This window comes from Patescibacteria group bacterium (assembly GCA_034520665.1).
GTDB lineage: Bacteria > Patescibacteriota > Patescibacteriia > JAXHNJ01 > JAXHNJ01 > JAXHNJ01.
Genome location: JAXHNJ010000001.1, coordinates 86,223 through 109,552 on the forward strand (window position 1 = coordinate 86,223; position 23,330 = coordinate 109,552).

Sequence of the window (23,330 nt, forward strand, 5' to 3'; positions counted from 1 at the left end):
AATTTATGTCTAGAATAGGTAAATTACCCATAAAATTTGGAGATGAAATAGAAATTAATTTAAAGGAGCATACTTTAGAAGTGAAAGGTCCCAAGGGTAAACTTGAACAAAAAATACATTCACATATTTCCTTAGATATTAAGGATGATGAGATTGTAGTTAAGGTAAGAAATCCTCAGGAAAAAAAAGACCGGGCACTTTGGGGGTTATTCAGAGCTTTAATAGACAATATGGTTCAGGGTGTGAAAGAAGGCTTTGAAAAAAAGTTAGAAATCAATGGTGTTGGTTATAAAGCAAAAGTGAGCGATCATAAATTAACTCTTAATTTGGGTTATTCTCATTCTATTGAATATAACTTTCCAGAAGATATTGAAATAAAGGTGGATAAGAATATTGTCACTGTAGCTGGCCCGGATCGTCAAAAAGTAGGACAAGTAGCGGCTGAAATTAGAAGATTTAGAAAACCAGAGCCTTACAAAGGTAAAGGTATTAAGTATGTCGATGAAGTCATTCGCCGTAAAGCTGGTAAAGCCGCTAAAGGAGATGAAGACGGGGCTTAAGTTTAATTTAAAACAAATTTATGAGAAAACTTAAAGATAAAAAGTTAAAAAGAAAAAAAAGAAAGATAAGAATAAGATCTAAAATTTTTGGCACGGCTAAGAAGCCCAGACTAAATGTTTATAAAAGTAATAAGCATATTTATGCTCAGCTTATTGATGATAAAAAAAATAAAACAATAGTTTCGGTTTCCGATATGAATACAGACAAAGCTAAAATTTCTAAAGAAAAAAAAGAAAAGGAAGAAAATTCTGGTCAGAAAGCAGCTTTTTTGGTAGGACAAAAAATTGGCCAAAAAGCTCTTAAAAAAAATATCAAAAATGTGGTATTTGATCGAGGCGGTTTTAAATACCACGGCCAAGTAAAATCTTTAGCTGAAGGGGCCCGGAAGGCCGGATTAATTTTTTAAATAAATATTATGAAAAAAAGATTTAAAAAGCATAGAGATAAAAATTTTAAAAAGCGAGAATATGAACAAAATGTTATTGAAATTGCTCGTATTTCCCGCGTAGTGGCTGGTGGCCGAAGAATGCGTTTTCGCGCCTGCATGGTTATTGGTGATATGAAGGGTAAAATCGGTCTCGGCGTAAAAAAAGGAGCTGATGTAGCCACGGCTATTAATAAGGCGGTTAATGCGGCCAAGAAAGAAATGATAAAAGTAAAAACTATTGACGAGACTATTCCTCATGAAATGCGGGTAAAATATAAATCAGCTAAGGTTTTAATAAAACCAGCTCCTAAGGGTACTGGTATTATTGCTGGCGGAGCTGTTAGGGCTGCTTTAGAATTAACTGGTATTAAAAATATTGTAGCAAAAATGATCGGTTCAAAAAATAAGATTAACAACGTTAAAGCCTTAATAAAGGCTTTAAAAGAATTAAAAGAACCCAGAAAAGAAAAAAATACCAAGAAAAAAGAAAAGGAATCTAAAAAAGAGTCTCCAGAAAAAAATGATAAAGATAGGATTAAAAAATAATGGAAATTACTTTAGATAATTTAAAAAATCCCAATAAAAAGAAAAAAAGAAGAAAGGGTCGCGGCGATTCCTCTGGCCGTGGTACTTATTCCGGGCGTGGACAAAAGGGACAGAAATCAAGATCAGGTGGGCAAAAAGGTCTTCGTTGGCTTGGTTTAAGACAAACCTTAAAAAGAATACCTAAAAAGAGAGGATTTAAAAGTTTTTATCCAAAAATGTCAGTTATTAATATTGGTGATTTAGATAAGCATTTTGATGATGGAGAAATAATCAATCAAAAGAAATTACTAAAAATGGATTTGGTTAATTATTCCCCACGAGGTTTAAAAGTTCTTGGTCAGGGTAAAATAAATAAAAAATTGATTGTTAAGGCCAAAGCCTTTTCTAAATCGGCTAAAGAAGCTATAGTTAAGGCAGGCGGTCAAGCGGAAGAAATAAAATAATATAATATATGCTGGAAAAATTATCGCAAATTTGGCGGGTTAAAGAAATAAGAAATAAAATATTATATGTTTTATTCATTCTTTTAATATTCAGACTCGCGGCTCATATTCCTATTCCGGGAGTAGATATTGAAGGTTTGAAATCATTTTTTGAGTCAAATCAGCTTTTGGGTCTGGCTAATCTTTTCTCTGGCGGAGCCATGAGTAACTTTTCTGTAGTTATGCTCGGTATTGCTCCTTATATTACTTCATCTATTATTTTTCAGCTTTTGACCGTTATTGTGCCTCGTTTGGCCGAGTTGCAAAAAGAAGAATCAGGTCGGCAAAAAATTAATCAATGGCAGAGAATGTTAACGGTGCCCCTAGCTATTGTCCAGTCTTATGCCACTATTCATATTCTTAAACAGCAAGGACAGGGCATAATTACCGGTTTGGATGGATTTAATTTAGTAGTAGCTATTGTTACTATTACCGCTGGCAGTTTGTTTTTGATGTGGTTAGGTGAGCTTATTTCCGAAAAGAAAATTGGCAATGGTATTTCCCTATTAATTTTTGCCGGTATTATTGCTCGTTTTCCTCAGCAAATAAGCCAGACCATTGTTACTTTTACAGCGGCCAATGTTATTAATCTGATGGTCTTAGTCTTTATTGGTTTAGTTACTATTGCTGGGGTGGTTTATATTACTCAGGGTCAGAGAAACATTCCGGTTTCCTATGCCCGACGTATCCGAGGCAATAAAATGTATGGTGGAGTTAATACGCATCTGCCTTTACGAGTTAACCAGGCCGGAGTTATTCCTATTATTTTTGCTCTTTCTTTTGTTTTGATACCACCTTTGATAGCTCAGTTTTTTGTTGAAAGCGGTAATTACTGGGTGGCTACTATTGCTGAATGGGTAGTTATTAATTTTAAAGGGGGACTAGTTTATGGCGTTTTATATTTTACTTTTGTTGTAGCTTTTACTTATTTTTATACCACGGTAGTTTTTCATCCTGATCAGATAGCTGACAATTTACAGAAACAAGGGGGTTTTATACCCGGTATCAGACCTGGTCGTAATACAGCCGAATTTTTAAATTATGTTTCTAATCGCATTATTTTAGGTGGCGCTCTTTTCCTCGGTGTTATTGCTGTTTTACCGACTATTTTACAATCAGCTACTAATATTAGCACTTTAACTATTGGCGGCACCAGTCTTTTGATTATTGTTTCGGTGGTTATACAAACAGTTAAACAAATAGAGTCCCAGCTGGTTATGCGTGATTATGAAGGTTTTTAGTTTGAAAATCAATTTTTGAGGAGTGATTATTAAATGTATATGAGAAAAAAATAAGGCATAAAGCGGGCCTAATCTCCGCTTTTTTAAATTTATAAATATTGTTATAATAAAGCTATGAAGAAGAAAGTAAAAAAAATAATCGTGCTAGGGCCTCAGGGTTCAGGTAAAGATACTCAGTCAGAAAAGCTTTCAAAGGAATTAAAGATCCCTTTTTTTGGTATGGGAGATATTTTTCGACAGGAGTTAAAGAATAAAACTAAAATAGGTAAAAAAGTAGCTGATTTAATTAATAAGGGCCAATTAGTGCCTGATAAAATTGCTTTGGAGTTATTAAAAAAAAGACTGGCCAAAAAAAAGGCCCAAAAAGGTTTTATTTTAAACGGTTTTCCCAGAAATATTAATCAGGCCAAAATGCTAGAAAAGGTAGTAATTATTGATTTGGTTATGGAAATATATATTTCAGATAAAGAAGGAATTCACCGTCTTTCCGGACGTCGAGTTTGTCCAGTTTGCGGAGCTACTTTTCATATCAAGTATAAACCGCCAAAAGAAGAAAATATTTGTGATTATTGCGGGGCTGAGCTTATAGTCAGAGAAGATGATAAAGAGCAAGCCATTAAAAAAAGATTAAAAATTTATCACCAAAGAACAGAGCCGGTATTTGATTATTACCGCCAAAAGGGTCTTTATCTTAAAATTAATGGTGAACAAACAATTAATAATGTTTTTAAAGAAATTATAAATAAATTAAAAAAAATAATAGAATAAAAATGGTTATTATAAAAACAACTAAAGAAATCGAAATAATAAGAGAGGGCGGAAAAATTTTAGCAGAAGTGATAAATACTTTAGTTAAAAAATCAAAACCTGGAATTTCCACTTTAGAATTGGATAAAATAGCTGATAAATTAATGCATGAAAAAGGCGGTCAGCCTTCTTTTAAAGGCTATCAGGGTTTTCCGGCTGCTATTTGTGCCTCTCTTAATGATGAAGTAGTTCATGGTATACCCTCCGAGGATAAAATTTTAAAAGAGGGTGATATTTTTAGTATTGATGCTGGAATGCAATACAAAGGTCTTTATACTGATATGTCCCGTACTATTAATATTGGCCGAACTTCAAAAAAAGCCAAAAGATTAGTTAATACGACCAAAAAAGCTTTAGAGCTGGGACTAAGACAAATTAGAGCCGGAAATCAGATTGGGGACATTTCTTTTGCTATTCAAGATTATGCTGAGTCAAATGGCTTTGGGGTAGTTAGAAGTTTAGTCGGCCATGGAGTGGGTAAAAAAGTGCATGAAGAGCCAAAAATTCCTAATTATGGAGAAAAAGCCACCGGTCCTATTTTGGAAGAGGGTATGGTTCTGGCTATTGAGCCGATGCTAACAGCTGGAAATTATGAAGTGAGTATTGATGAGGATGGATGGACAGCCCGCACAAAAGATGGCTTATTATCGGCTCATTTTGAAGACACAGTGGCTGTTACTAAAAATGGTTACTCACTATTAACAAAATAACCTATGTCTAAACTTCTTGGTATTGATTATGGTAAAAAAAGAATTGGCCTGGCAGTCTCGGATGAAGAAGAAAAATTTTCTTTTGCCCGGGAGACCCTAGAGAACAAATCTAAAATTAATATTTTCGATGAATTACAAAAATATTGTATTGAAGAAGAAATAAAAAAAATTATTATTGGTTTGCCTTTAAATATGAAAGGACAGGCCAGTGAATGGACTGAAGAAGTAAAGAAATTTAAAAAAAATTTAGAAAATAAATTAAATATACCTTGCCAGTTTCAAGACGAAAGAATGACTTCTCGTTTGAGTCATAATCTTTTTCAGAATAAAAAAGTAAGCCAAAAAGTTTCTAAAAATAAAATTAATGAACAATCAGCCCGAATAATTCTACAGGATTATATTGATCGTCAAAGCTTAAAATAATATGAATTATTATAATTACATTTTTTCTTTTTTATTAGCTTTTATTTTTTCTGTAATTTTCACTTATTTTATAAAAAAAATAGCTAAAGGCAAGAAAATTATTGACAGACCCCAAGAGGCTCCCGAAAGAAAAGTTCAAAAAAAACCAATCCCACTTCTTGGTGGTTTGGCTATTTTTTTCTCTTTTTTTCTAACTATTTTATTTTTTAAAAATTTAATTATCACTGAGAATATTCAGCCTAAGTATATTTGGGGGTTATTAGCGGCTTCTGGCCTGATAATGCTAGGCGGTTATTTGGACGATAAATACTCGCTTAAAGCTAAATATCAAATAATTTGGCCTATTTTAGCTATTTTAGTGGTTATTGCCTCGGGTATTGGTGTTACCTATATTTCTAACCCTTTAGGGGGTTTTTTATGGTTAGACACTATTAATGTCGATTTTATAAAAATAGGCCAGACAGTTTATCAATTTACACTGCTAGCTGATATTTTTTCTTTTGTCTGGCTTTTAGGTATGATGTATACCACCAAATTTTTAGATGGCTTGGACGGGCTTTTGTCAGGGGTAACAGTTATTGGTTCGGTTATTATTTTTATCCTTAGTTTAAGTAAAGATGTTTCCCAGCCGGGCACGGCCATGATCTGTGCCATATTGGCTGGCAGTGCTCTCGGTTTTCTTATTTTCAATTGGCATCCAGCTAAAGTATTTTTAGGCGAGGGAGGTAGTTTATTTTGTGGATTTATGTTAGGAATTTTAGCTATTATTTCCGGCGGTAAAATAGCTACAGCCTTATTAATTATGGGCCTACCTATTTTAGATGTTATCTGGGTTATTATAAGGCGGCTGCTTTTTAAAAAAGGTAAAATTTTCTCAGCTGATAAAAAGCATTTACATTTTAGACTTTTAGATGTTGGTTTTTCTCATCAGGGAGCGGTTATCTTTCTTTATTTTTTAACCCTTGTTTTTGGTTCTACCACTTTATTTTTTAGAGGCTTTTCTAAGTTAATAAGTCTAGTAGTTTTGGTTTTTTTTATGCTTATTTTAGGCTTGGTTTTGGTATTTGTTTATAGAAAAAGAAGATTTTCCTAACTTAGGCGTATATAAAATAATAATATTATATGAAAATAAGTATATTAATAATAGTAGCTATTTTTTTTGGAGTTTTATTCTGGTCTATAGCCAGCGAAGATTTAAGCCAGGATATCACTTTTTATTATAAAAAACTACTGGGCCAAACTACTACCATAGAAATAAATAACAGTAAATTTGAGGTAGAAATAGCTCGCTCTTCTTCAGAAAAAAGAAAAGGTCTTTCCAAAAGGGATGACCTCAAAGAAAAACGAGGTATGATTTTTCTAAATAATAAAGAAGATTTATATTCCTTTTGGATGAAGGATGTTAAATTTCCTTTGGATATAATCTGGATAAAAGACGATAAGATTATTGGTCTTGAAAAAAATGTGCCAATAGAAACTGATAAGGATTATAAAAAATATATACCGCCTCAGCCAGTGGATAAAATTCTTGAACTAAAGGGGGGAGTTAGCCAAAAATATAATATAAAAGTAGGGGATAAAGTAAATTTTTCTAAAAATTTATGGGGGCTTGACGTTTTACCGTAATTAATGTATTATGTAAATTAATAAATTAATGTTTTTAAAATATTATGTTAGCCATTATTAAAACCGGAGGTAAGCAATATAAAGTAAAAAAAGGTGATAAGATCCGGGTAGAAAAATTGAATAAGAAAGAAGGAGCTGAAGTAACTTTTTCCGATGTTTTACTTACCGGCGACAATAAAAAAATTAATCTTGGACAGCCAAAAGTAAAATCAAGCAAAGTCAAAGCTAAAGTTTTAAAGAACGGCAAAGCCAAAAAGATTGATGTTATTAAGTATAAAAATAAGATCCGTTATCGAAAAAAAATCGGACATCGCCAATTTTTTACTGAAGTTGAGATATTATCGATTAATTAAAAGTTATCTATAAATAAAAAAGATGTTTTTTGATTCAAAGCATCTTTTTTTGTAATAAAAAAGCACCCAAATTTATAAATGGGGGCCATAATAATTTAAAATAAAAATCTTTTTAACTCCCTTCTTTATTCCTTTTGATTATATTTTCAGAGGTTTCTTTTAATTGTTTTCATAAAAACTAGCATTAATTTATGTTTAATAACCCCTTTTGCGGAGATAAATTTCCGCTTACGCGACGGGTGGAAAAAAGTGTTTCCTTCTATGGGATTTGACCGAATAAATAACGTCGGTTTTTCTAATCTGTGCTTCTTGGTTATTTTAATTTTAATATTCAAGGTTAAAGCAAAAATTTTGACTTACCTTTAATAAGTAGAACAGGTTAAGCTTGTTCTGCTAACTGCATCAACAGGTGGGCTGGGAACTTGGTCTAGTCAATTTTTAGTTTATAAATCTTTTAAACTTTTTTACGGTCATTTAAAGCGTTAGACAGGGTAATTTCGTCAGCATATTCCAATTCAGAACCCATAGCCAGCCCGCGGCCTAGCTGAGTAATTTTTAGATTAAAAGGGGATAGCAATTTTTTAATATGCAGAGAGGTGGATTCACCTTCTATGTCAGGATTAAGGGCCAGAATAATTTCATTTATATTATTTTTCTCAACCCTTTTAAGTAATTCATTTATTTTTAATTTTTGGGGGGTAATACCTTCGGGTGGGTTTAGAGTACCATGTAGTACATGGTAAGTACCTTGATATTGACTAGTTTTTTCAATGGCTAAAACATCCTGTGGCTGAGCCACAATACAAATAATATTTTTATCCCGGGCTGAAGAAACGCAAATAGGGCAAGGGTCTTCTTTTGAAAAATTCTGACAAACTGAACATTGTTTAATTTCTGTTTTTATATTTTCAATAGCCAGCCCTAAATTCTTTAATTCATGCGGAGGTTGTTTTAATAAATAAAAAACAAAGCGCTCGGCTGATTTACGGCCAATACCAGGGAGTTTATTAAACTCAGTGATTAAGTTTTCAATAGCCTCGGGATATTTTGACATGGATTTTTTTTACATCCCTGGCAGATTCATGCCCTCTAAACCTCCCAGACCCTGCATTTTTCGGGCCGCAGCCATTTGTGATTTTTTAATAGCGTCAGCCAGACAAGCTTTTATACCTTTTTCTAAGTCTTCTTTTTTATCCGGGTTTAGCATCTCAGGGCTAATATCAACACTTAAGATTTTTTGATTACCATCCATGACCATATTTATTTTATCTTTCCAGTCAGCCTTAACCGTTTCTTCGGCCAATTGCTCTTTAAGTTGTTTAGCCTGATCTCTTAAATTTTTGAATTGTTTAATTTTATTAAACATAAAATATTAAAAAATTAATTATTAAGACTTTAGTATTATACCATAAATTGGTTATAAAAAAAAGAGATTATTTTATCTCTTATAATTTAAAAACATTTTCTAACAGTTTCAACAGTTTGAATAATTATAACATATTAGAATGGTTCTTCCTCCAGTTTTCTTTCTAAATTTTTGAAGCAAACTTTAGTTTCATCAAAGAAAAGCTCAATTTGACCAGTCGGACCGTTACGGTGCTTGGAAATTAAAATATCAGCAATACCTTTACGATCAGTGTCTTTTTTGTAGACTTCTTCTCGGTAAATAAAGAGAACCACGTCGGCATCCTGCTCAATAGAACCTGATTCACGCAAGTCAGACAGTTTAGGAATAGGCGGGGTTCTTTGTTCAGTAGCCCGCGAAAGCTGTGAAAGAACCAAAACAGGGATATTCAGCTCTTTAGCAATACCTTTTAATCCTCTAGTAATTTCGGCAATTTGCTGGACTCGACTTTCAGCCTTGGCTCGACCTTCCATCAACTGCAGATAATCAACAATAATTAAACCCAAGCCGTGCTCGGCTTGTAGACGCCTGGCTTTAGTCCTTATTTCCATAACTGAAGTAATTGAAGAATCGTCAATAAATATCGGAGCCTCAGATAAAACACCCATAGCATGACCAATTCTGGGAAAATCATCTTCTTCATCACTTTCTGAAAGTTTGCCAGTCCTCATTTTCCACAAGTCAACACTGGCTTCAGCACAAAGCATACGGTCAACCAGCTGTTCTTTTGACATTTCCAGGGAAAAGAAACCAACTGGCACTTTTACTTTAATAGCGGCCTGGCGAGCCATATCCAGGGCTAGTGAGGTTTTGCCTAGCGAAGGTCGGGCCGCTAAGACAACTAAATCACTTTTTTGCAAGCCAGCTAACATATTATCAAGGTCAGAAAAACCAGTGGCTATACCTCGAAGTTTACCTTTTTCTTTATGCAATTCATCAATACGGTCAAAGGCTTCGGTGAGCACATTTTTAATGGGTACAAAAAGTTCCCGCATGTGTTTTTGCGAGACCTGAAAAATGGCTTGCTCAGCCTGGTCTAAAACCTCTTGAACATCATCAGTCTCTTGATAACCCAGACGGGCAATTTCTGAAGAAACGCCGATTAATCGTCTTAAAGTAGCTTTTTTCTGGACGATATTGGCGTAGTTAACAATATTAGAAGCCGTTGGTACTTGATTAGTTAGGTCAGCCAAATAACTTTGTCCGCCAATGGCTTTAAACTGCTTTTTTTCTTTTAATTTATTGGATAAGGAGAGTAAGTCAATCGGCTCGCGTTTTTCATAAATTTCTAATATAGCTTCAAAAATAATTTTATGTTTTTCCTGATAAAAATCTCCTGGCTTGATAATATCAGCAATTTTAACAATGGCGTCTTTATCAATCAAAAGAGAACCTAAAACAGATCTTTCCGCCTCAATATTCTGAGGCGGTATTTTGCCAATCCGGGTCATATCATCGGATTTTTTTTGTTTGGCCATAAAATTATCTATAAATTAAGTATAATTTATCTTATCAAATACTACTTATATAAACAAGCAGTGATTTCAACAGGATTTTACCCAGCTTTATACACAAACAAAAAATATTAATAGATTTGATTTTTTTCTTATTTTATGATATAATATAAAAGGAATAAAATTAATATTATAATTATGTTTAAAGAAAAAAAAGAAGAGACTAATAATATTGGAGAAAAAGTTAAAAATAACGAAAAACCAATTATAGAAAAATCAAATAATAATGTAGAGAGCAATTTACCCTTTTCTGAAGCGTCAAAAGAAAATAATTCAGGAAAGCAAGAAAGGCCAAGTTTAAATAAGGAAGAAACAAATAATGACCAAAAACAATTCACCTCGCCATCTTTTGCCGATGAAAAATTAAGAAAAAAATTCTCTTGGAAATTAGCAGCCCTTATTAGCGGGCTGGTTTTAATTATAGGGGGCTTTTGTGCGGTTTATTTTACAGACCTTAAATATAAGATACCTTTTTTTCAGGCGGAAGAATCAGAGCTAGTTGGTATGATGTATGAACGCTTTAAGGAATTTAAAAGCAGTGATTTTACCATGAATTTTTTAGTGGAAGTAGCTGACCGTACAGACAAATTTAGTAAATTAAATAAAAAATCTAATTTTGGTATTAATTTAATAAATCCAGCTAAGGCCATTACTTCCTATACTATAGAGGATATAACCACTAATATTGGCTTAGAAAAAACAAATGAAAATTCTAATAGTGCAAACTCTGATATGTTATCCTTTTTTTCCGGAGAAACTTTTGAAGAATACGAAAAAAAAATAGGGATGTATTTAGCCGGGGAGTCAAGACTTAATTTAACATTTAGTGGCAGCGGATTTGATTTATCAAAAGTAAAAGAAAAAAATGAATTACCCGATGTAGAAATGGTAGTTAATGGTGATTTTAAAACGGATTCAATGACTATGCTTATAGATTTAGCAGGAAAGTTGATAAAAGATAATGTTTATTATAAAGTTTCTGAATTTCCTTATATTGATATTACTCAGGGACATCAAGGTGAATGGATTAAAGCTTCATCAATGAATGAAGAGATAAATGATTTTGTCTCAAAGGTTGAAGAAAAAGGAGAGGATTTTATTAATAAAGCCAGAGATTTTATTTCTAAAACCAGAGATAAAAAACTTCTTATTTTTAAACAAACTGGTAATAAGGTAAAGATTGAAGGTATTGAAGCTCCTGAGTTTGAAGTAGAGATAAATAGTGAAGTAGTTCCTGATTGGATAAAAAGTATTCAAAATGATAATAGTAATACTAATATTTCTAAGATTATTAATATTAGTCAAAAAGAACTTACTCAAGAAGAAGAAAATGAAATTAAACAAAAAATAGAAAAAGCTATGAAAAATATTAGGATCAAAGTAGCTCTTCATCCGGGGACCGGAGATCTTATGCAGTTGTCATTTAATTCGCGTATTGTACCACCTGAAGATCTAAAAATATATAAAGACAAACAAATAAACATGGGTTTTACAGTTAAAATGTGGAATCATAATAATCCCTCAAAAGTAAAAGTTCCCTCATCTTATGTGGACGCTGATGAAATTGAACGCGAGAAACTAGGTCTTTCAAAAGAAGCGTATAGAGACAGAAAACAGGCCGAAAAGGTCCTATTTATTCGGGAAAAATTAATGGAATACTATATTGAAAACAAAAAGTTTCCTGATAAACTTTCAAAAGTAACCCGTAATACCAAAGATTTAAACACAGAAAAAGATTATATTTATGAAGTTAAAGGCAATAATTATAGTTTAGAATATAATATGAATGATGTTGAACAGGAGCCAAAACCTTCTGAAAAAGAATATACAAGCTACGGCATACTATATTCCACTAATTCTAAAGAAGGAATAGGAATAAATAGTATTACTAATGAAAAAAACGAATGGAGAAAAGGCAAAAATATAGCTGATCGTTATTCTCCTATTACTGACCAAATTAAAGAAAAATCTAATTTTGTAAAAAAAGGAGTGGAAAAAAGTAATTATGATGTTTTAGTGGCTAAAGAACAATCAAAAATCGTTCACCGAACAAAAGATCTTCTAAGTCGTTATAAAGCAAAATATGAAACATTTCCTGAAACCATTAATAAGCTGGAAGAAGCAGTAAATAATAATGAAATATATTATTATGATAAGAGTGACGGTTATATGTGTGAAGATTTATTAAAAGGAGAATTTTGTCAATACATGACGGAAAATGATAACAAAACTTATAAATTTGATATTAATTTTGACTTAGGCATAGAGGATATTTCTTCTGAAGCCTCTTTATCCTTTAGACATTCTTTAGATGAATTTGTCTCAGGTAAAAATACGTTTATTGGTGGTTCTAACTTTAGTAATACTAATATTAACACTAATTCCAATAATGTTGATATGGATAATGATGGTGATGGTGATGGTATTAAAGATATAATAGAATCATATCTTGGCAGTAATAAGTATAAAAAAGATACTGATGGTGACGGCTATGATGATAAAACTGAATATTATGGCGGATATAATATAATGGGTGAAGGTAAATCAATCATCGGCGCTTGGTCGGAGTGTGTAAATTTAACCGGACTTGAAACATGCTCCGCCTATTGCCAGTCAATTGGAAAAACCTGTACGAGTGAGAAAGCAGTAACTTCTCAGGGGATTTATGGAAAACCGGCTGAAACCTGGAATTCAGCAGCTGATTGTAAAAATGGAGCTACTTCAGCCGGTTATAATAATTGTTATTTTAATTCTAAAGCGACTGATGCTCGCTGGAAATGTTTTTGCAAATAAAGACTTAGAATAGTCACTATTTATTGAAAAAGTAGTTTTTTAGTTATTGTTATTACTCTAAAATTGAAATATTATTTAAGCTTGATATTTTTAATTATCTGTGCTATCATTTCCAAAGTTAAACTTAAGTATAAGGAAAAGAATATTTTGTTGGGTCGTTAGCTCAGTTGGTAGAGCACCTGCCTTTTAAGCAGGGTGTCACAGGTTCGAGACCTGTACGACCCACCAAAACATTCTTTTTTTAATACAATAGAATTTAGAGTACTCTGTATTTTGTGCCAAGATATTACGGTTCGCTTGTCTGCTTCTGGCGGGAGACTCTTACGACCCACCAGAGGTTTTTTTATTTGACTTTTATTATATTTTTTTATAAAGTGAAATACTCGCACATTTTATTAGAAGTAATAAATGGTGTCTTTTAACCAAAAAGGAGGATTTATGATTAAGCGTTATAATCCGAAAGATGTGGCTAGAATCTGGCGCTTACGTTCAAAGTTTGAATACTGGCTAAAGGTAGAGCTAGCCATGATCAAAGCCAGATACCAGCGTGGTGATTATCCGAAGAATGTTTACAAACAGATAAGAAAAAAGGCCCGCTTCAAAGTTTCCGAAGTGCAGGCTATTGATAAGATTATTCATCATGATCTTCAGGCCTTTGTTGATAATGTCCGCAGTTATCTAGATGAAAATTTACGGAAATATTTCCATGAAGAAATGACTTCCTATGACACAGAAGAGCCGGCTTTGGCCCTTCAGCTGTTAAAAGCCGGAGGGATAATACACCGTGAACTGAAAAGTCTTGCTGACTGCCTAAGAGAGAAAGCCAGTCAACACATGTGGACTTTTTGTATCGGAGTAACCCATGGGCAGGACGCCAGACCGACTACTTTTGGCTGGAGACTATGCAGCTACCTGGAAGCTATTGAAAGAGCTGATGAAAATCTGGCCTTTATACTTGAGCAGCTCAGAGAAGTCAAGATGTCCGGAGCTATTGGTAATTATCTGACTATTGATCCGGAACTGGAAGAAGAGGCTTTGAGAATTCTTAATCTTAAAGTGCGGCCGGCGGCCACCCAAATAACTCTGCGCGACAATATTGCCCGTTTCTTGGCGGAGATAGCCGTAATTGGATCTTGTCTGGAAAAAATGGCTGTTGATCTTAGGCATTGGTCTAAGACTTCAACGCTGGAGATTCAAGAGCCCCGCAGTAAAAAACAGAAAGGCTCTTCGGCTATGCCTCACAAGAAGAATCCGATTATTCTGGAAAGATTGACCGGCCAGTCGCGCCTACTCAGAGCCAACGCCCTGGTAGCTATGGAGAATATTGCTACTTGGGAAGAAAGGGATATTTCTCAGTCTTCACCGGAAAGAATTATTTTACCTGATGCCACTGGTTTAGTGGTTTACATGCTGCGCCAAATGAACTGGGTTATTAGCCACCTGGTGGTTTTCCGGGAAAGGATGGCTTTGAATATTGATCGCACTAACGGCTGCTGGGCTAGTGAAGAAGTTAAGACCTTGCTGGCCGATACTGGTATTAATCCGGAGGATGTTTACCGATTAGTTCAAACCGCAGCTTTCCGGGCTATGGAAGAAGATACTTCCTTTATGCAGTCAGTATTGCAGGCCAGTATACCAGGAAGTGGTCAGGTAGTAGCTGAAGTAGTATCGGCTGAAAAAATAAGAGGGTGCTTCAATTTTCAATCCAGGCTCCATGAGGTATTACCGCGAGTTTATCAAAGATTTAACCTTGATCCGGACCGAGCTTTACCGGATAACTGTTAAAAATTTTACCCCGAATTTATTTCGGGGTTTTTTCTTTACTTTTTTAATATCATTTGCTAAGATAATTAACTTGTTAATTGTGGAAAAAGAGCTCTTTAAAACCAAAGAAAGGAGAAATTATGATAAAGAGAGCTTTGATCAGTGTAGCTGATAAAGAAGGTATTCTTGAATTTGCTCGTGAGCTTGACAAGATGGGAGTAGAAATTGTTTCCTCAGGGGGGACAGCTAATTTTCTCCGCGGATTCGGAATTCCGGTCACCGACGTTGAGCAAATTACTGATTTTCCAGAGATGATGGATGGACGCTTAAAAACTCTTCATCCGAGAATTCATGGCGGTATTCTGGGACGGGCTACTTCTGAAGATCGGAGCCTTCAGAGCTTACATGGTATTCCTCGTTTTGACTTAGTCTGTGTTGACCTCTATCATCTAGTCGAGTATGCTAATGATCCTGACAGAACCTTACTTGAAGTTTTGGATAAAGTGGATATTGGTGGACCGACTATGATCCGCGGGGCTGCTAAGAATTACCATCACGGGGTAACTGTCATTTGTTCTCTGGAACACCGGTCATTGGTTATTAAAGAATTAAAAGAACACGGTCGGGTAAGAGAGCCAATGAGAGCTAAATTAGCCACTGAAGTTTTTGCTTTAATGACTCGTTATAACAGTGTTATTGCTTCTCGTATGGCTGATGAGTATGGTGAAAACTTTTTAGTAATAGCCGGTACAAATGGTGAAACACTGCGTTATGGCACTAATCCTCATCAGATAACAGCGGGTGTTCATTATAATGAAGAGGATTATAAAATCCTCTATGCTGGCAAAGACCTTTCTTATACTAACTGGGAAGAAATTGCCTGGGCTGTGGAAATGATTAATCATTTCGATATGGAAAAAGCTTGTGCTATTTTTAAACATTTATCTCCCTGTGGTGTGGCTTTAGCTGAAAATACTAGTCTGGCCTTTAAAAGAGCCTGGTCTGGTGATCCCTTGTCTGCTTTTGGCAGTACGGTGGCCATAAACGGTTTGGTAGATGAAGCCACAGTGGATCTGATGGAAGATAAATTTTTTGAAACTTTGATTTGTTTCAATATTTCTCAAGAAGCTCTTAATAAATTAGTCGCTTCCCACGGTAATATTCGGATAATCCAAACTAATAAGTTGTTATTTGGTCGACTCCAGCGGGAAACTAAGATGAAAATGGGTATCTGTCTTATTCAAGAGCCAGATACTTTTTTACCTGAGCTTACTAATTTCATCCAGGCGGGTAAAAAAGAAGCTACGCAAAAGCAGCTTGAAGAGCTGATTTTTGCGGCCACGTGCTGTAAGTTTCTCTCCTCAAATGCAACGGCCATTACACGTCGCAAAAAAATGATCGGTTATGGTCGTGGCGGTGCTTCTCGAGTTGAGGTTTGTCAAAGAGCTGTTGAATCGGCAAATAATAATGAGCACGGACTTAATCAGTCTGTGGCTGTGACTGACGGTTTTTTCCCCTTTCCGGACGGACTGGAAGTTTTAGCTAAGGCAGGAATTAAGGTAATTGCCGGTCCCAATGCTCCAACAGCCGGTCTCAGGAGGAAGAAGGTAATAGCTAAAGCTGATGAACTAGGTGTAGCTTTTTACTACCTTGATCACCGGCTCTTTAGACATTAATTTGTAATTTGATAAACCCCATCACGCTTTGGCGCGATCGGGGTTTTTTCTTTGGTTTTTTTTATGCTAAAATAAAGGTAATATGACCAAAACAAAATGGTATAAATTAAGCTCTGATCAAGCTTTAAAAAAGCTTGATTCTTCAGGGCACGGGCTAAGTCAAGAAGAGGTTAAAAACAGAAAAAAAGAATTTGGAAAAAACGAATTGCCAAAGGAAAAACAAATGCCTTGGCTAAAATTATTTTTTAGCCAATTTAAAAGTTCTTTAGTTTATATTTTGCTAGCTGCTACGGTGGTTAGTTTTTTTCTGGGCGATTATATGGATGGCTATGTTATTTTAGCGGCGGTCATTATTAATGTTATTATTGGCTTTTTTCAAGAGCGTAAGGCTCAAAATGCTCTTAAAAAATTAAAAGAAGTTATTACTTTAAAAACTTTGGTTTTTCGTAATGGGCAGGAATCTGAAATTAATGTTGAGGATTTAGTGCCTGGCGATGTTTTAGTGCTTTATGCCGGTGATAAAATTCCGGCTGACGCCCGTATTATTTCAGCTAAGAATTTAAAAGTAAATGAAGCTAGTCTGACCGGGGAGGCTTATCCGATTGAAAAATTTAGCCATAAAATATCCAAAGAAACTTCTCTGCCGGACCGCCAGAATATGCTTTATATGGGTACAGTCCTAGCTGAAGGCAGTGCTCGGGCGGTAGTCACTAACATCGGAGACAACACAGAATTTGGTAAAATTGCTAAACTGGTTAAAGAAACCGAGCAAAACAAGACTCCACTCCAGGTCAAATTAACTCGCTTTTCTCGGCGATTGGCCATTATTGTTTTAGTGGTTAGTGCTCTTTTACTAGTCATTGGTCTTTTTACCGGTCGGGAATTTATTGAAATGTTTACTACTTCTGTAGCCGTAGCTGTTTCGGCTATTCCCGAAGGTCTTTTAATTGCTGTTACTCTAATATTGACTATTGGCATGCAGAGAATTTTAAAACATAAATCTTTAGTGCGTAATTTACTTTCAGCTGAGACCTTGGGTTCAACCACAGTAATTTGTACCGATAAAACTGGCACCTTAACTGAAGGTATTATGCATGTTTCTCAAATTATTACTAACAAGCATGATTTTTCTACTGAAGATCCGCAAACAGCTATTAATAAGGATAGCGCTGAAAGTTTCATCTTTGCCTTAAAAATTGGTATGCTTTGTAATGACGCTTTTATTGAAAACGAGGAAGATGATTTAAAAAAATGGAAAATAGCTGGTGGCAATCCGACGGAAAGAGCTCTTTTAAATGCCGGTATTAAGCTGGGTTTGAGAAAAAGTGAATTAGAAAAAGAGTACAAAAGAATAGATGAGATTCCTTTTAACTCCACAATAAAATACATGGCTACTTTACATCATTACTCTAAAGAGCAAAATATTATATTTGTCAAAGGAGCCCCGGAAAAAATATTGGAAATGTCGAACTATATTGATAGTGACGGCCAGCGTATAAAAATGACCGGACCCAAGCAAAAAGAACTGAAAAAAAAGTTTGAAAAACTTTCTAATAAGGGCTTGCGTATTTTAGCTTTTGGCTATAAGCGCCTTGGAGGCCAGATTCGTTCTTTGGAAGAGTTTGAAAAAGAAGAAGATAAAGCCATAATTTTTGTCGGATTTATGGCTCTAAAAGATCCCTTGCGTAAGGAAGCCAAAGAGACCCTTAAATTAGTGGAACAAGCCGGTATTAAGTCGGTCATGATTACTGGTGATCATAAATTAACGGCCCAGTCTATTGCTCAGGAGTTGGGACTACCAGCTGAAAACGAAAATATTATAGAAGGTAAAGAATTGCAAAGATTAAGTGACTATGAACTGAAGAAAAAAGTAAAAGAAATTTCAGTCTACGCCCGAGTTTCGCCAGAAGACAAACTACGCATTGTAGATGCTTGGCAGGCTAATGACGAGGTAGTAGCTATGACTGGTGACGGAGTTAATGATGCGCCGGCTTTAAAGAGTGCGAATATTGGCATAGCTTTGGGCTCAGGTACTGATGTGGCTAAGGGGGCGGCTGGCTTGGTTCTTATGGATGATAATTTTAAGACCATTGAAAAGGCCGTGGAACAGGGAAGGGTTATTTTTGATAATATTAAAAAAGTAGTACTTTATTTATTATCGGATGGTTTTTCAGAAATATTATTAATTACCGGCAGTTTTATTTTGGGGTACCCTTTGCCTCTTTTAGCGGCTCAAATTCTTTGGATTAATTTAATTGATGATACTTTTCCTTCATTAGCTATGGCTATGGAGCCGGCGGATAAAGAAATAATGAAAAAAAAGCCCGAAGGACTGATTAGCAGTGTCTTAAATACAGAAATGAAAGTAATGATTGCTATTATTAGTGTTTTAAGTGCTATAGCTTCTTTTATAATTTTTGTCTATTTTTATGAAACTACCGGCAATTTAACATTGGCTCGTACTATTGCTTTTACCAATTTAGCTTTTGATTCTTTGCCTTTGGCTTTTAGTATTCGCAGTTTACGACGTTCAATCCTGAAAATGAATCCTTTTAAAAACAAAGCCTTAGTAGCCGCAGTCATATTTTGTCTTTTTCTCCAATTGGCGGCTGTCTATGTGCCTTTCTTACAAAGAGTGCTGCGAACCGAATCTTTGGGGCTTATTCACTGGGGAGTTATTGTATTAACTACTTTGATAGAAATAATTATTATTGAAATTACTAAACACTTTTTTGCGTCAAAAAAAAGAAAAAATTAGCAAGAAAAAATGAAAGAGAAAACGAATAAGCTATTATTTTACCTGGCTATATTCTCATTAATATTTTTATTTTTTATTGAAATTTTTTCTAGTTATGATACACCTGTCAGGCAAGCAGCCCTGGCTTTAACTGGCTTGTCAGCTATAATAGTTTTATTAATTGTTTTTCAAAAAACAAAATCAAAGTTGCAAATATCTCTGCCTTTTTATATTGCCTGGACGACAGCTTTAGCGGTTTGGTTTGATGCCCTGGGTAACTTTGCCGGACTTTATGAAAAAATACTTTGGTGGGATAAACTGGCGCATGTAGTTGGCTCAGGAGCTTTAACCTTGGCTTTCTTTTTTATTTTTTATGAGCTTAATAAAAAAGGTAAAATAAAACTAGGAAAATTTAATTTATCGCTTTACTCTATATCGTTAGCTGTTTTTCTTTCATCAATTTATGAAGTCAGTGAATTTTTGGGTGATCAATGGTTTGCCACCAGGCGAGTGACTGACTTATATGACACAGCTGATGATATGATGTGGAATATAATAGCGGGCATAGTAATAGTTATTATTTTCTGGCTATTATTAAGTTTTAAAAGAAGAAAATAATTAATTCATAAAAACCTAAAAAGCCTATATTACTGATAACATCGGGCTTAAGGGAAGTTTTTTCTCGCAGAGAAAAAACTTGGGAGAGCGAAGTGCAACGAGCGAACCCTTTAAGCCCTGTTAATTGTCCCGAGCGTAGCGAGAGTGCAACGTGGTCGAACGAAGTGAGAAGTAATCAGAAGCCCCGTTCTATTCACAAGTTATTTAAAATAGAAAGGATCCTATTTAATTATGATTACAAAAATAGGAATAACACTCGCAGGGTTATGGATATGCTTAGGGATTATTTTTCCTTACATAATCTTTCCTAATTACTTGATAAAGCCAAAAATAAAATCAAGTAATGGAATAAGAAAAGTTGCTAAAAAGCTAAAATCAAAGAATAAAGAAAAAACAATTAGAAATGTTTATGATTTTTTGATAAAACAATATGAAGGACATAGAAAAATCATAAGTATAAATTCTTTGAAGCAACTTTTCAAATATAATGTTGATGAATTGTTAAAAAATAAACAATTTTTGTGGTGTCATTCACAAAATTTAATTCTGAAAACTTTATTAATAAACACAGGACACTTTAAAGAAAATGATATCAGAATTAAATGGACAATCACAAAAAGATTAACAATTCATCAGTATATTGAAATTAGGAAAAATAATTCTTTGTATAAATTAGATCCTTTCTATGAGCAATTTAGGGGCTTCTGATTATTGCAATTAACGGGTTTTTTTCCTATTTTTTTGACGAAAGGGCTAAAATTAGTTATAATAAGGTTATAGATATTATTGATAAAAAGGTAAAAACAACATAATATGGCTTATGTTTCCGAAATTAGTCAATTTATAGACAAGAAAGTGCTTTTAAAGGGATGGATATTTAATATCCGCTCCTCTGGAAGCATCTTTTTTTTACAGTTTCGGGACGGTACTGGTGTTATTCAGGCTATAGTGGCCAAAAATGATGTTTCTGATAAAGTTTTTGAAAGCTGCCAAAAATTAACTATTGAAAGCTCAGTAGAAATAAAGGGTAAGGTGGTTAAACAGCCTAAAGCCCCGACAGGATATGAACTGCAGGTCAGTGATTTAAAAGTAATTCAAGTGGCCCCGCGTTATCCGATTGGCAAAAAGTCCCACGGTACCGAATTTTTGATGAATCACCGGCATCTTTGGCTGCGTTCCAGTCGTCAGCGGGCTATTTTAAGGCTACGCGACGCGATTATCTGGGCCGCTCGTAAATTTTTTAAAGAAGAAGGTTTTATCCTCACTGATTCTCCTATTTTAACTCCGACGGCTTGTGAAGGCACCACTACGCTTTTTGAAACTGATTATTTTGACCAACCGGCTTATCTTTCGCAGTCCGGTCAGCTCTATATTGAAGCCACAGCCGCTGCTTTGGGTCGGGTTTATGATTTTGGACCAACTTTCCGGGCGGAAAAATCAAAAACTAGAAAACACTTGATGGAATTTTGGATGTTGGACGCCGAAGCGGCTTTTGTTGAACATAAAGAAAATTTAGAAATTCAGGAAAATATGGTGGCCTATATCGTAAAATATGTTTTGGAAAATAATAAAAAAGATTTAAAAAACCTAAAGCGTGACACCAAAAAACTGGAAAAAATTAAAGCTCCTTTTATCCGTAAAAAATATGAAGAGATAATCAACGAATTAAATAAAAAAAGCTTTAAAATTAAATTTGGTGATGACTTTGGGGCCGAAGAAGAAACGGCTATTTCTGAAGATGTTGATAAACCAGTCTTTGTCACTCACTGGCCTAAAGAAACCAAACCTTTTTATATGAAGCAAGATCCGAAAAATAAAAAGCTGGTTTTAAATTCAGATCTGATTGCTCCTGAAAGCTATGGTGAAATAATCGGCGGCTCACAAAGAGAGGATGACTATGAGATTTTAAAAGCCAATATGGAAAAAGCCGGTATTCCCATCAAAGACTATCAGTGGTACCTTGATTTGAGAAAATATGGCACTTTTCCACATTCCGGTTTTGGCATTGGTATTGAAAGGACTGTGGCTTGGATCTGCGGACTAGATCATATTCGCGAAACTATTCCCTTCCCAAGAATGCTTAATCGATTAAGACCATAAATATATGGAACAAGAACAAGGTTCAAACAAATTAATAATTCTTATGCTTGTTTTGGCGGTTTTGGTTATTAGTTATGCTGTGTTTTACTATGTTTGGTTAGTTTAATTGTAAAAATAATCAACTATTCAACCAGTTAACTTAATCAACTAATTAACTTATTCCATGAACAAAAAAGGCTTAACTCAAATATTATCTCTTGGTTTAATTTTAGCTCTTATTATTATTGGCTTTTCTTCAGCTTATGTTTATTTGAAACCAAAAAAAGAAACAAATAGTAATACTACTAGCAGTAAAATAAATTTGAATTCCTCTCAAGCAAATATAAATACAAATTCAAGTTCTATGATACCAGTTGATAGCCTAAGTCAGGCCCACACTATTTTTGGTTTAAATATTTTAGATAAATTATATCAATCAGCAAAAAAGGATAATATCTTTATTTCTCCGACTAGTATTGCTTTAGCTCTTTCCATGGTTTATCAGGGTAGCGACAGTCAGACCAAAGCCGAAATAGCCGAGACTTTGGCCATTTCCGATATTTCTATGGAGGATTTAAATAAACAAACTAAAAATTTGATTACTCAATATAAAGATATTGATCCGGATGTTGAAGTGGCTATAGCTAATTCCATTTGGACTAGGTCTGGTTTTAAACCAAAACAGGATTTTATAAATACTTTACAAACTTGGTATGAAGCTACTGCTAAAGCTTTGGATTTTAACCAAAAAGAATCTGTTGACGAAATAAATAACTGGGTTAAAGAAAATACTAAAGATAAAATTGAGAGTATAGTAAACGACCCCATTTCTTCTGACGTGATTATGTATCTGATTAACGCCACTTATTTTAAAGGTATCTGGACCAAGGAGTTTAAACCTGAAAACACCCAAGAACGCCCTTTTTATAACGGTGATAACACTGAAGAACAACATGATTTCATGTACCAGCGTGAAGATTATGCCTATTTAGAGAACAATGATTTCCAAGCGGTAAAGTTACCTTACGGTGAAAATGAACGGCTTAGTATGTATGTCTTTTTACCAAAGGATGATCTTGAGTCATTTATGGCAGAATTAAATTCTGAAAATTGGCATGATTGGCTAAAAGATTTTTCCACTAAAGAAGGATATTTGTATCTGCCAAAAATAAAGCTTGAATATGAAAAAAGTCTTAATTCATATTTAAAAGACTTGGGTATGAAGCAGGCTTTTACTGCTAGCGCTGATTTTAATAAAATAGCGGCGGATGTATATATTAGTGATGTTTTGCATAAGACTTTTGTTGAGGTTAATGAAGAGGGCACTGAAGCAGCGGCTGTTACTAGTGTTAAAATCATTACAACCGCTGAAGAACCCCAGGAATCTTTTAATATGTTAGTTAATAAACCCTACTTCTTTGCCATTAGAGATAATGAAATAGGTGAGAATCTTTTTATGGGTATTATTAATAATCCGGAATATTAAGGTAGGGTTATTTGAGACTTGAGAGTCATAATTTAATAGTTAACTTATCAAGTAATCACTAATCATCAATTAACTAAGTAAC

General features: G+C 34.4%; 22 protein-coding genes and 1 tRNA gene. 20 read left to right on the top strand and 3 right to left on the bottom strand.

Translation table 11 applies throughout. From position 1 onward, the window contains the following. Nucleotides 1-5: 5 nt before the first annotated feature. The 11 genes from rplF (at nucleotide 6) to rplU (ending at nucleotide 7,176) form a co-directional block, all read left to right on the top strand. The gene (gene rplF / locus U5L76_00450) at nucleotides 6-560 is read left to right on the top strand and encodes a 50S ribosomal protein L6 (protein MDZ7798069.1); all 555 of its coding nucleotides are present in this window, start codon (nucleotides 6-8) and stop codon (nucleotides 558-560) included. Between the two features lie 20 nt (nucleotides 561-580). Beyond that, on the top strand, nucleotides 581-967 hold the full coding sequence (gene rplR, locus U5L76_00455; protein ID MDZ7798070.1) for a 50S ribosomal protein L18: 387 nt from the start codon (nucleotides 581-583) through the stop codon (nucleotides 965-967). Between the two features lie 9 nt (nucleotides 968-976). Further along, nucleotides 977-1,534, top strand: coding sequence for a 30S ribosomal protein S5 (rpsE, locus tag U5L76_00460; GenBank protein ID MDZ7798071.1), 558 nt, complete (start codon nucleotides 977-979; stop codon nucleotides 1,532-1,534). Continuing rightward, nucleotides 1,534-1,977: a 50S ribosomal protein L15 gene (rplO, locus tag U5L76_00465; protein MDZ7798072.1), complete on the top strand. Its 444-nt coding sequence runs from the start codon at nucleotides 1,534-1,536 to the stop codon at nucleotides 1,975-1,977. The genes rpsE and rplO overlap by 1 nt, the downstream gene beginning before the upstream one ends. An 8-nt stretch (nucleotides 1,978-1,985) precedes the next feature. Beyond that, the gene (gene secY, locus U5L76_00470) at nucleotides 1,986-3,257 is read left to right on the top strand and encodes a preprotein translocase subunit SecY (GenBank protein MDZ7798073.1); all 1,272 of its coding nucleotides are present in this window, start codon (nucleotides 1,986-1,988) and stop codon (nucleotides 3,255-3,257) included. A 114-nt stretch (nucleotides 3,258-3,371) separates the two neighbouring features. Then, nucleotides 3,372-4,025: a nucleoside monophosphate kinase gene (locus tag U5L76_00475; GenBank protein MDZ7798074.1), complete on the top strand. Its 654-nt coding sequence runs from the start codon at nucleotides 3,372-3,374 to the stop codon at nucleotides 4,023-4,025. 2 nt (nucleotides 4,026-4,027) lie between these two features. Then, the gene (gene map, locus U5L76_00480; GenBank protein MDZ7798075.1) at nucleotides 4,028-4,774 is read left to right on the top strand and encodes a type I methionyl aminopeptidase; all 747 of its coding nucleotides are present in this window, start codon (nucleotides 4,028-4,030) and stop codon (nucleotides 4,772-4,774) included. Between the two features lie 3 nt (nucleotides 4,775-4,777). Continuing rightward, nucleotides 4,778-5,197, top strand: coding sequence for a Holliday junction resolvase RuvX (ruvX, locus tag U5L76_00485; protein ID MDZ7798076.1), 420 nt, complete (start codon nucleotides 4,778-4,780; stop codon nucleotides 5,195-5,197). Nucleotide 5,198: 1 nt separating this feature from the next. After that, nucleotides 5,199-6,290 (top strand): MraY family glycosyltransferase, encoded by a 1,092-nt coding sequence (locus tag U5L76_00490; protein ID MDZ7798077.1) that lies wholly within the window; start codon nucleotides 5,199-5,201, stop codon nucleotides 6,288-6,290. A gap of 29 nt (nucleotides 6,291-6,319) precedes the next feature. Next, a complete protein-coding gene (locus tag U5L76_00495; protein MDZ7798078.1) occupies nucleotides 6,320-6,823 on the top strand; it encodes a DUF192 domain-containing protein in 504 nt (167 codons plus the stop codon). Between the two features lie 44 nt (nucleotides 6,824-6,867). After that, nucleotides 6,868-7,176, top strand: a complete 309-nt coding sequence (gene rplU / locus U5L76_00500) for a 50S ribosomal protein L21 (protein ID MDZ7798079.1) — start codon at nucleotides 6,868-6,870, stop codon at nucleotides 7,174-7,176. A gap of 454 nt (nucleotides 7,177-7,630) precedes the next feature. Here the strand turns inward: rplU and recR are convergent, their stop codons facing one another. From recR to dnaB, 3 genes are all read right to left on the bottom strand, one after another. After that, nucleotides 7,631-8,230 (bottom strand): recombination mediator RecR, encoded by a 600-nt coding sequence (gene recR, locus U5L76_00505; protein ID MDZ7798080.1) that lies wholly within the window; start codon nucleotides 8,228-8,230, stop codon nucleotides 7,631-7,633. Between the two features lie 9 nt (nucleotides 8,231-8,239). Further along, entirely contained in the window at nucleotides 8,240-8,542 is a 303-nt protein-coding gene (locus tag U5L76_00510) for a YbaB/EbfC family nucleoid-associated protein (GenBank protein ID MDZ7798081.1), read from the bottom strand. A gap of 134 nt (nucleotides 8,543-8,676) precedes the next feature. Then, nucleotides 8,677-10,059: a replicative DNA helicase gene (gene dnaB, locus U5L76_00515; GenBank protein ID MDZ7798082.1), complete on the bottom strand. Its 1,383-nt coding sequence runs from the start codon at nucleotides 10,057-10,059 to the stop codon at nucleotides 8,677-8,679. A 174-nt stretch (nucleotides 10,060-10,233) separates the two neighbouring features. Between dnaB and U5L76_00520 the strand changes: the two genes are divergently transcribed. From U5L76_00520 to U5L76_00560, 9 genes are all read left to right on the top strand, one after another. Beyond that, on the top strand, nucleotides 10,234-12,888 hold the full coding sequence (locus U5L76_00520) for a hypothetical protein (protein MDZ7798083.1): 2,655 nt from the start codon (nucleotides 10,234-10,236) through the stop codon (nucleotides 12,886-12,888). 152 nt (nucleotides 12,889-13,040) lie between these two features. Further along, nucleotides 13,041-13,116, top strand: a tRNA-Lys gene (locus U5L76_00525). 180 nt (nucleotides 13,117-13,296) lie between these two features. Further along, nucleotides 13,297-14,673, top strand: a complete 1,377-nt coding sequence (gene purB, locus U5L76_00530) for an adenylosuccinate lyase (GenBank protein MDZ7798084.1) — start codon at nucleotides 13,297-13,299, stop codon at nucleotides 14,671-14,673. A 119-nt stretch (nucleotides 14,674-14,792) separates the two neighbouring features. Then, nucleotides 14,793-16,328, top strand: coding sequence for a bifunctional phosphoribosylaminoimidazolecarboxamide formyltransferase/IMP cyclohydrolase (gene purH, locus U5L76_00535; protein MDZ7798085.1), 1,536 nt, complete (start codon nucleotides 14,793-14,795; stop codon nucleotides 16,326-16,328). Between the two features lie 82 nt (nucleotides 16,329-16,410). After that, nucleotides 16,411-19,086, top strand: coding sequence for an HAD-IC family P-type ATPase (locus U5L76_00540; protein MDZ7798086.1), 2,676 nt, complete (start codon nucleotides 16,411-16,413; stop codon nucleotides 19,084-19,086). Nucleotides 19,087-19,095: 9 nt separating this feature from the next. After that, nucleotides 19,096-19,683: a hypothetical protein gene (locus U5L76_00545; GenBank protein MDZ7798087.1), complete on the top strand. Its 588-nt coding sequence runs from the start codon at nucleotides 19,096-19,098 to the stop codon at nucleotides 19,681-19,683. Between the two features lie 231 nt (nucleotides 19,684-19,914). Next, nucleotides 19,915-20,391 carry a hypothetical protein gene (locus tag U5L76_00550; protein ID MDZ7798088.1) on the top strand — a complete coding sequence of 159 codons (477 nt, stop codon included), beginning with the start codon at nucleotides 19,915-19,917 and terminating at the stop codon, nucleotides 20,389-20,391. A gap of 105 nt (nucleotides 20,392-20,496) precedes the next feature. Further along, nucleotides 20,497-21,783 (top strand): asparagine--tRNA ligase, encoded by a 1,287-nt coding sequence (gene asnS / locus U5L76_00555; protein MDZ7798089.1) that lies wholly within the window; start codon nucleotides 20,497-20,499, stop codon nucleotides 21,781-21,783. A 163-nt stretch (nucleotides 21,784-21,946) separates the two neighbouring features. After that, on the top strand, nucleotides 21,947-23,248 hold the full coding sequence (locus tag U5L76_00560) for a serpin family protein (GenBank protein ID MDZ7798090.1): 1,302 nt from the start codon (nucleotides 21,947-21,949) through the stop codon (nucleotides 23,246-23,248). Nucleotides 23,249-23,330: the final 82 nt, after the last annotated feature.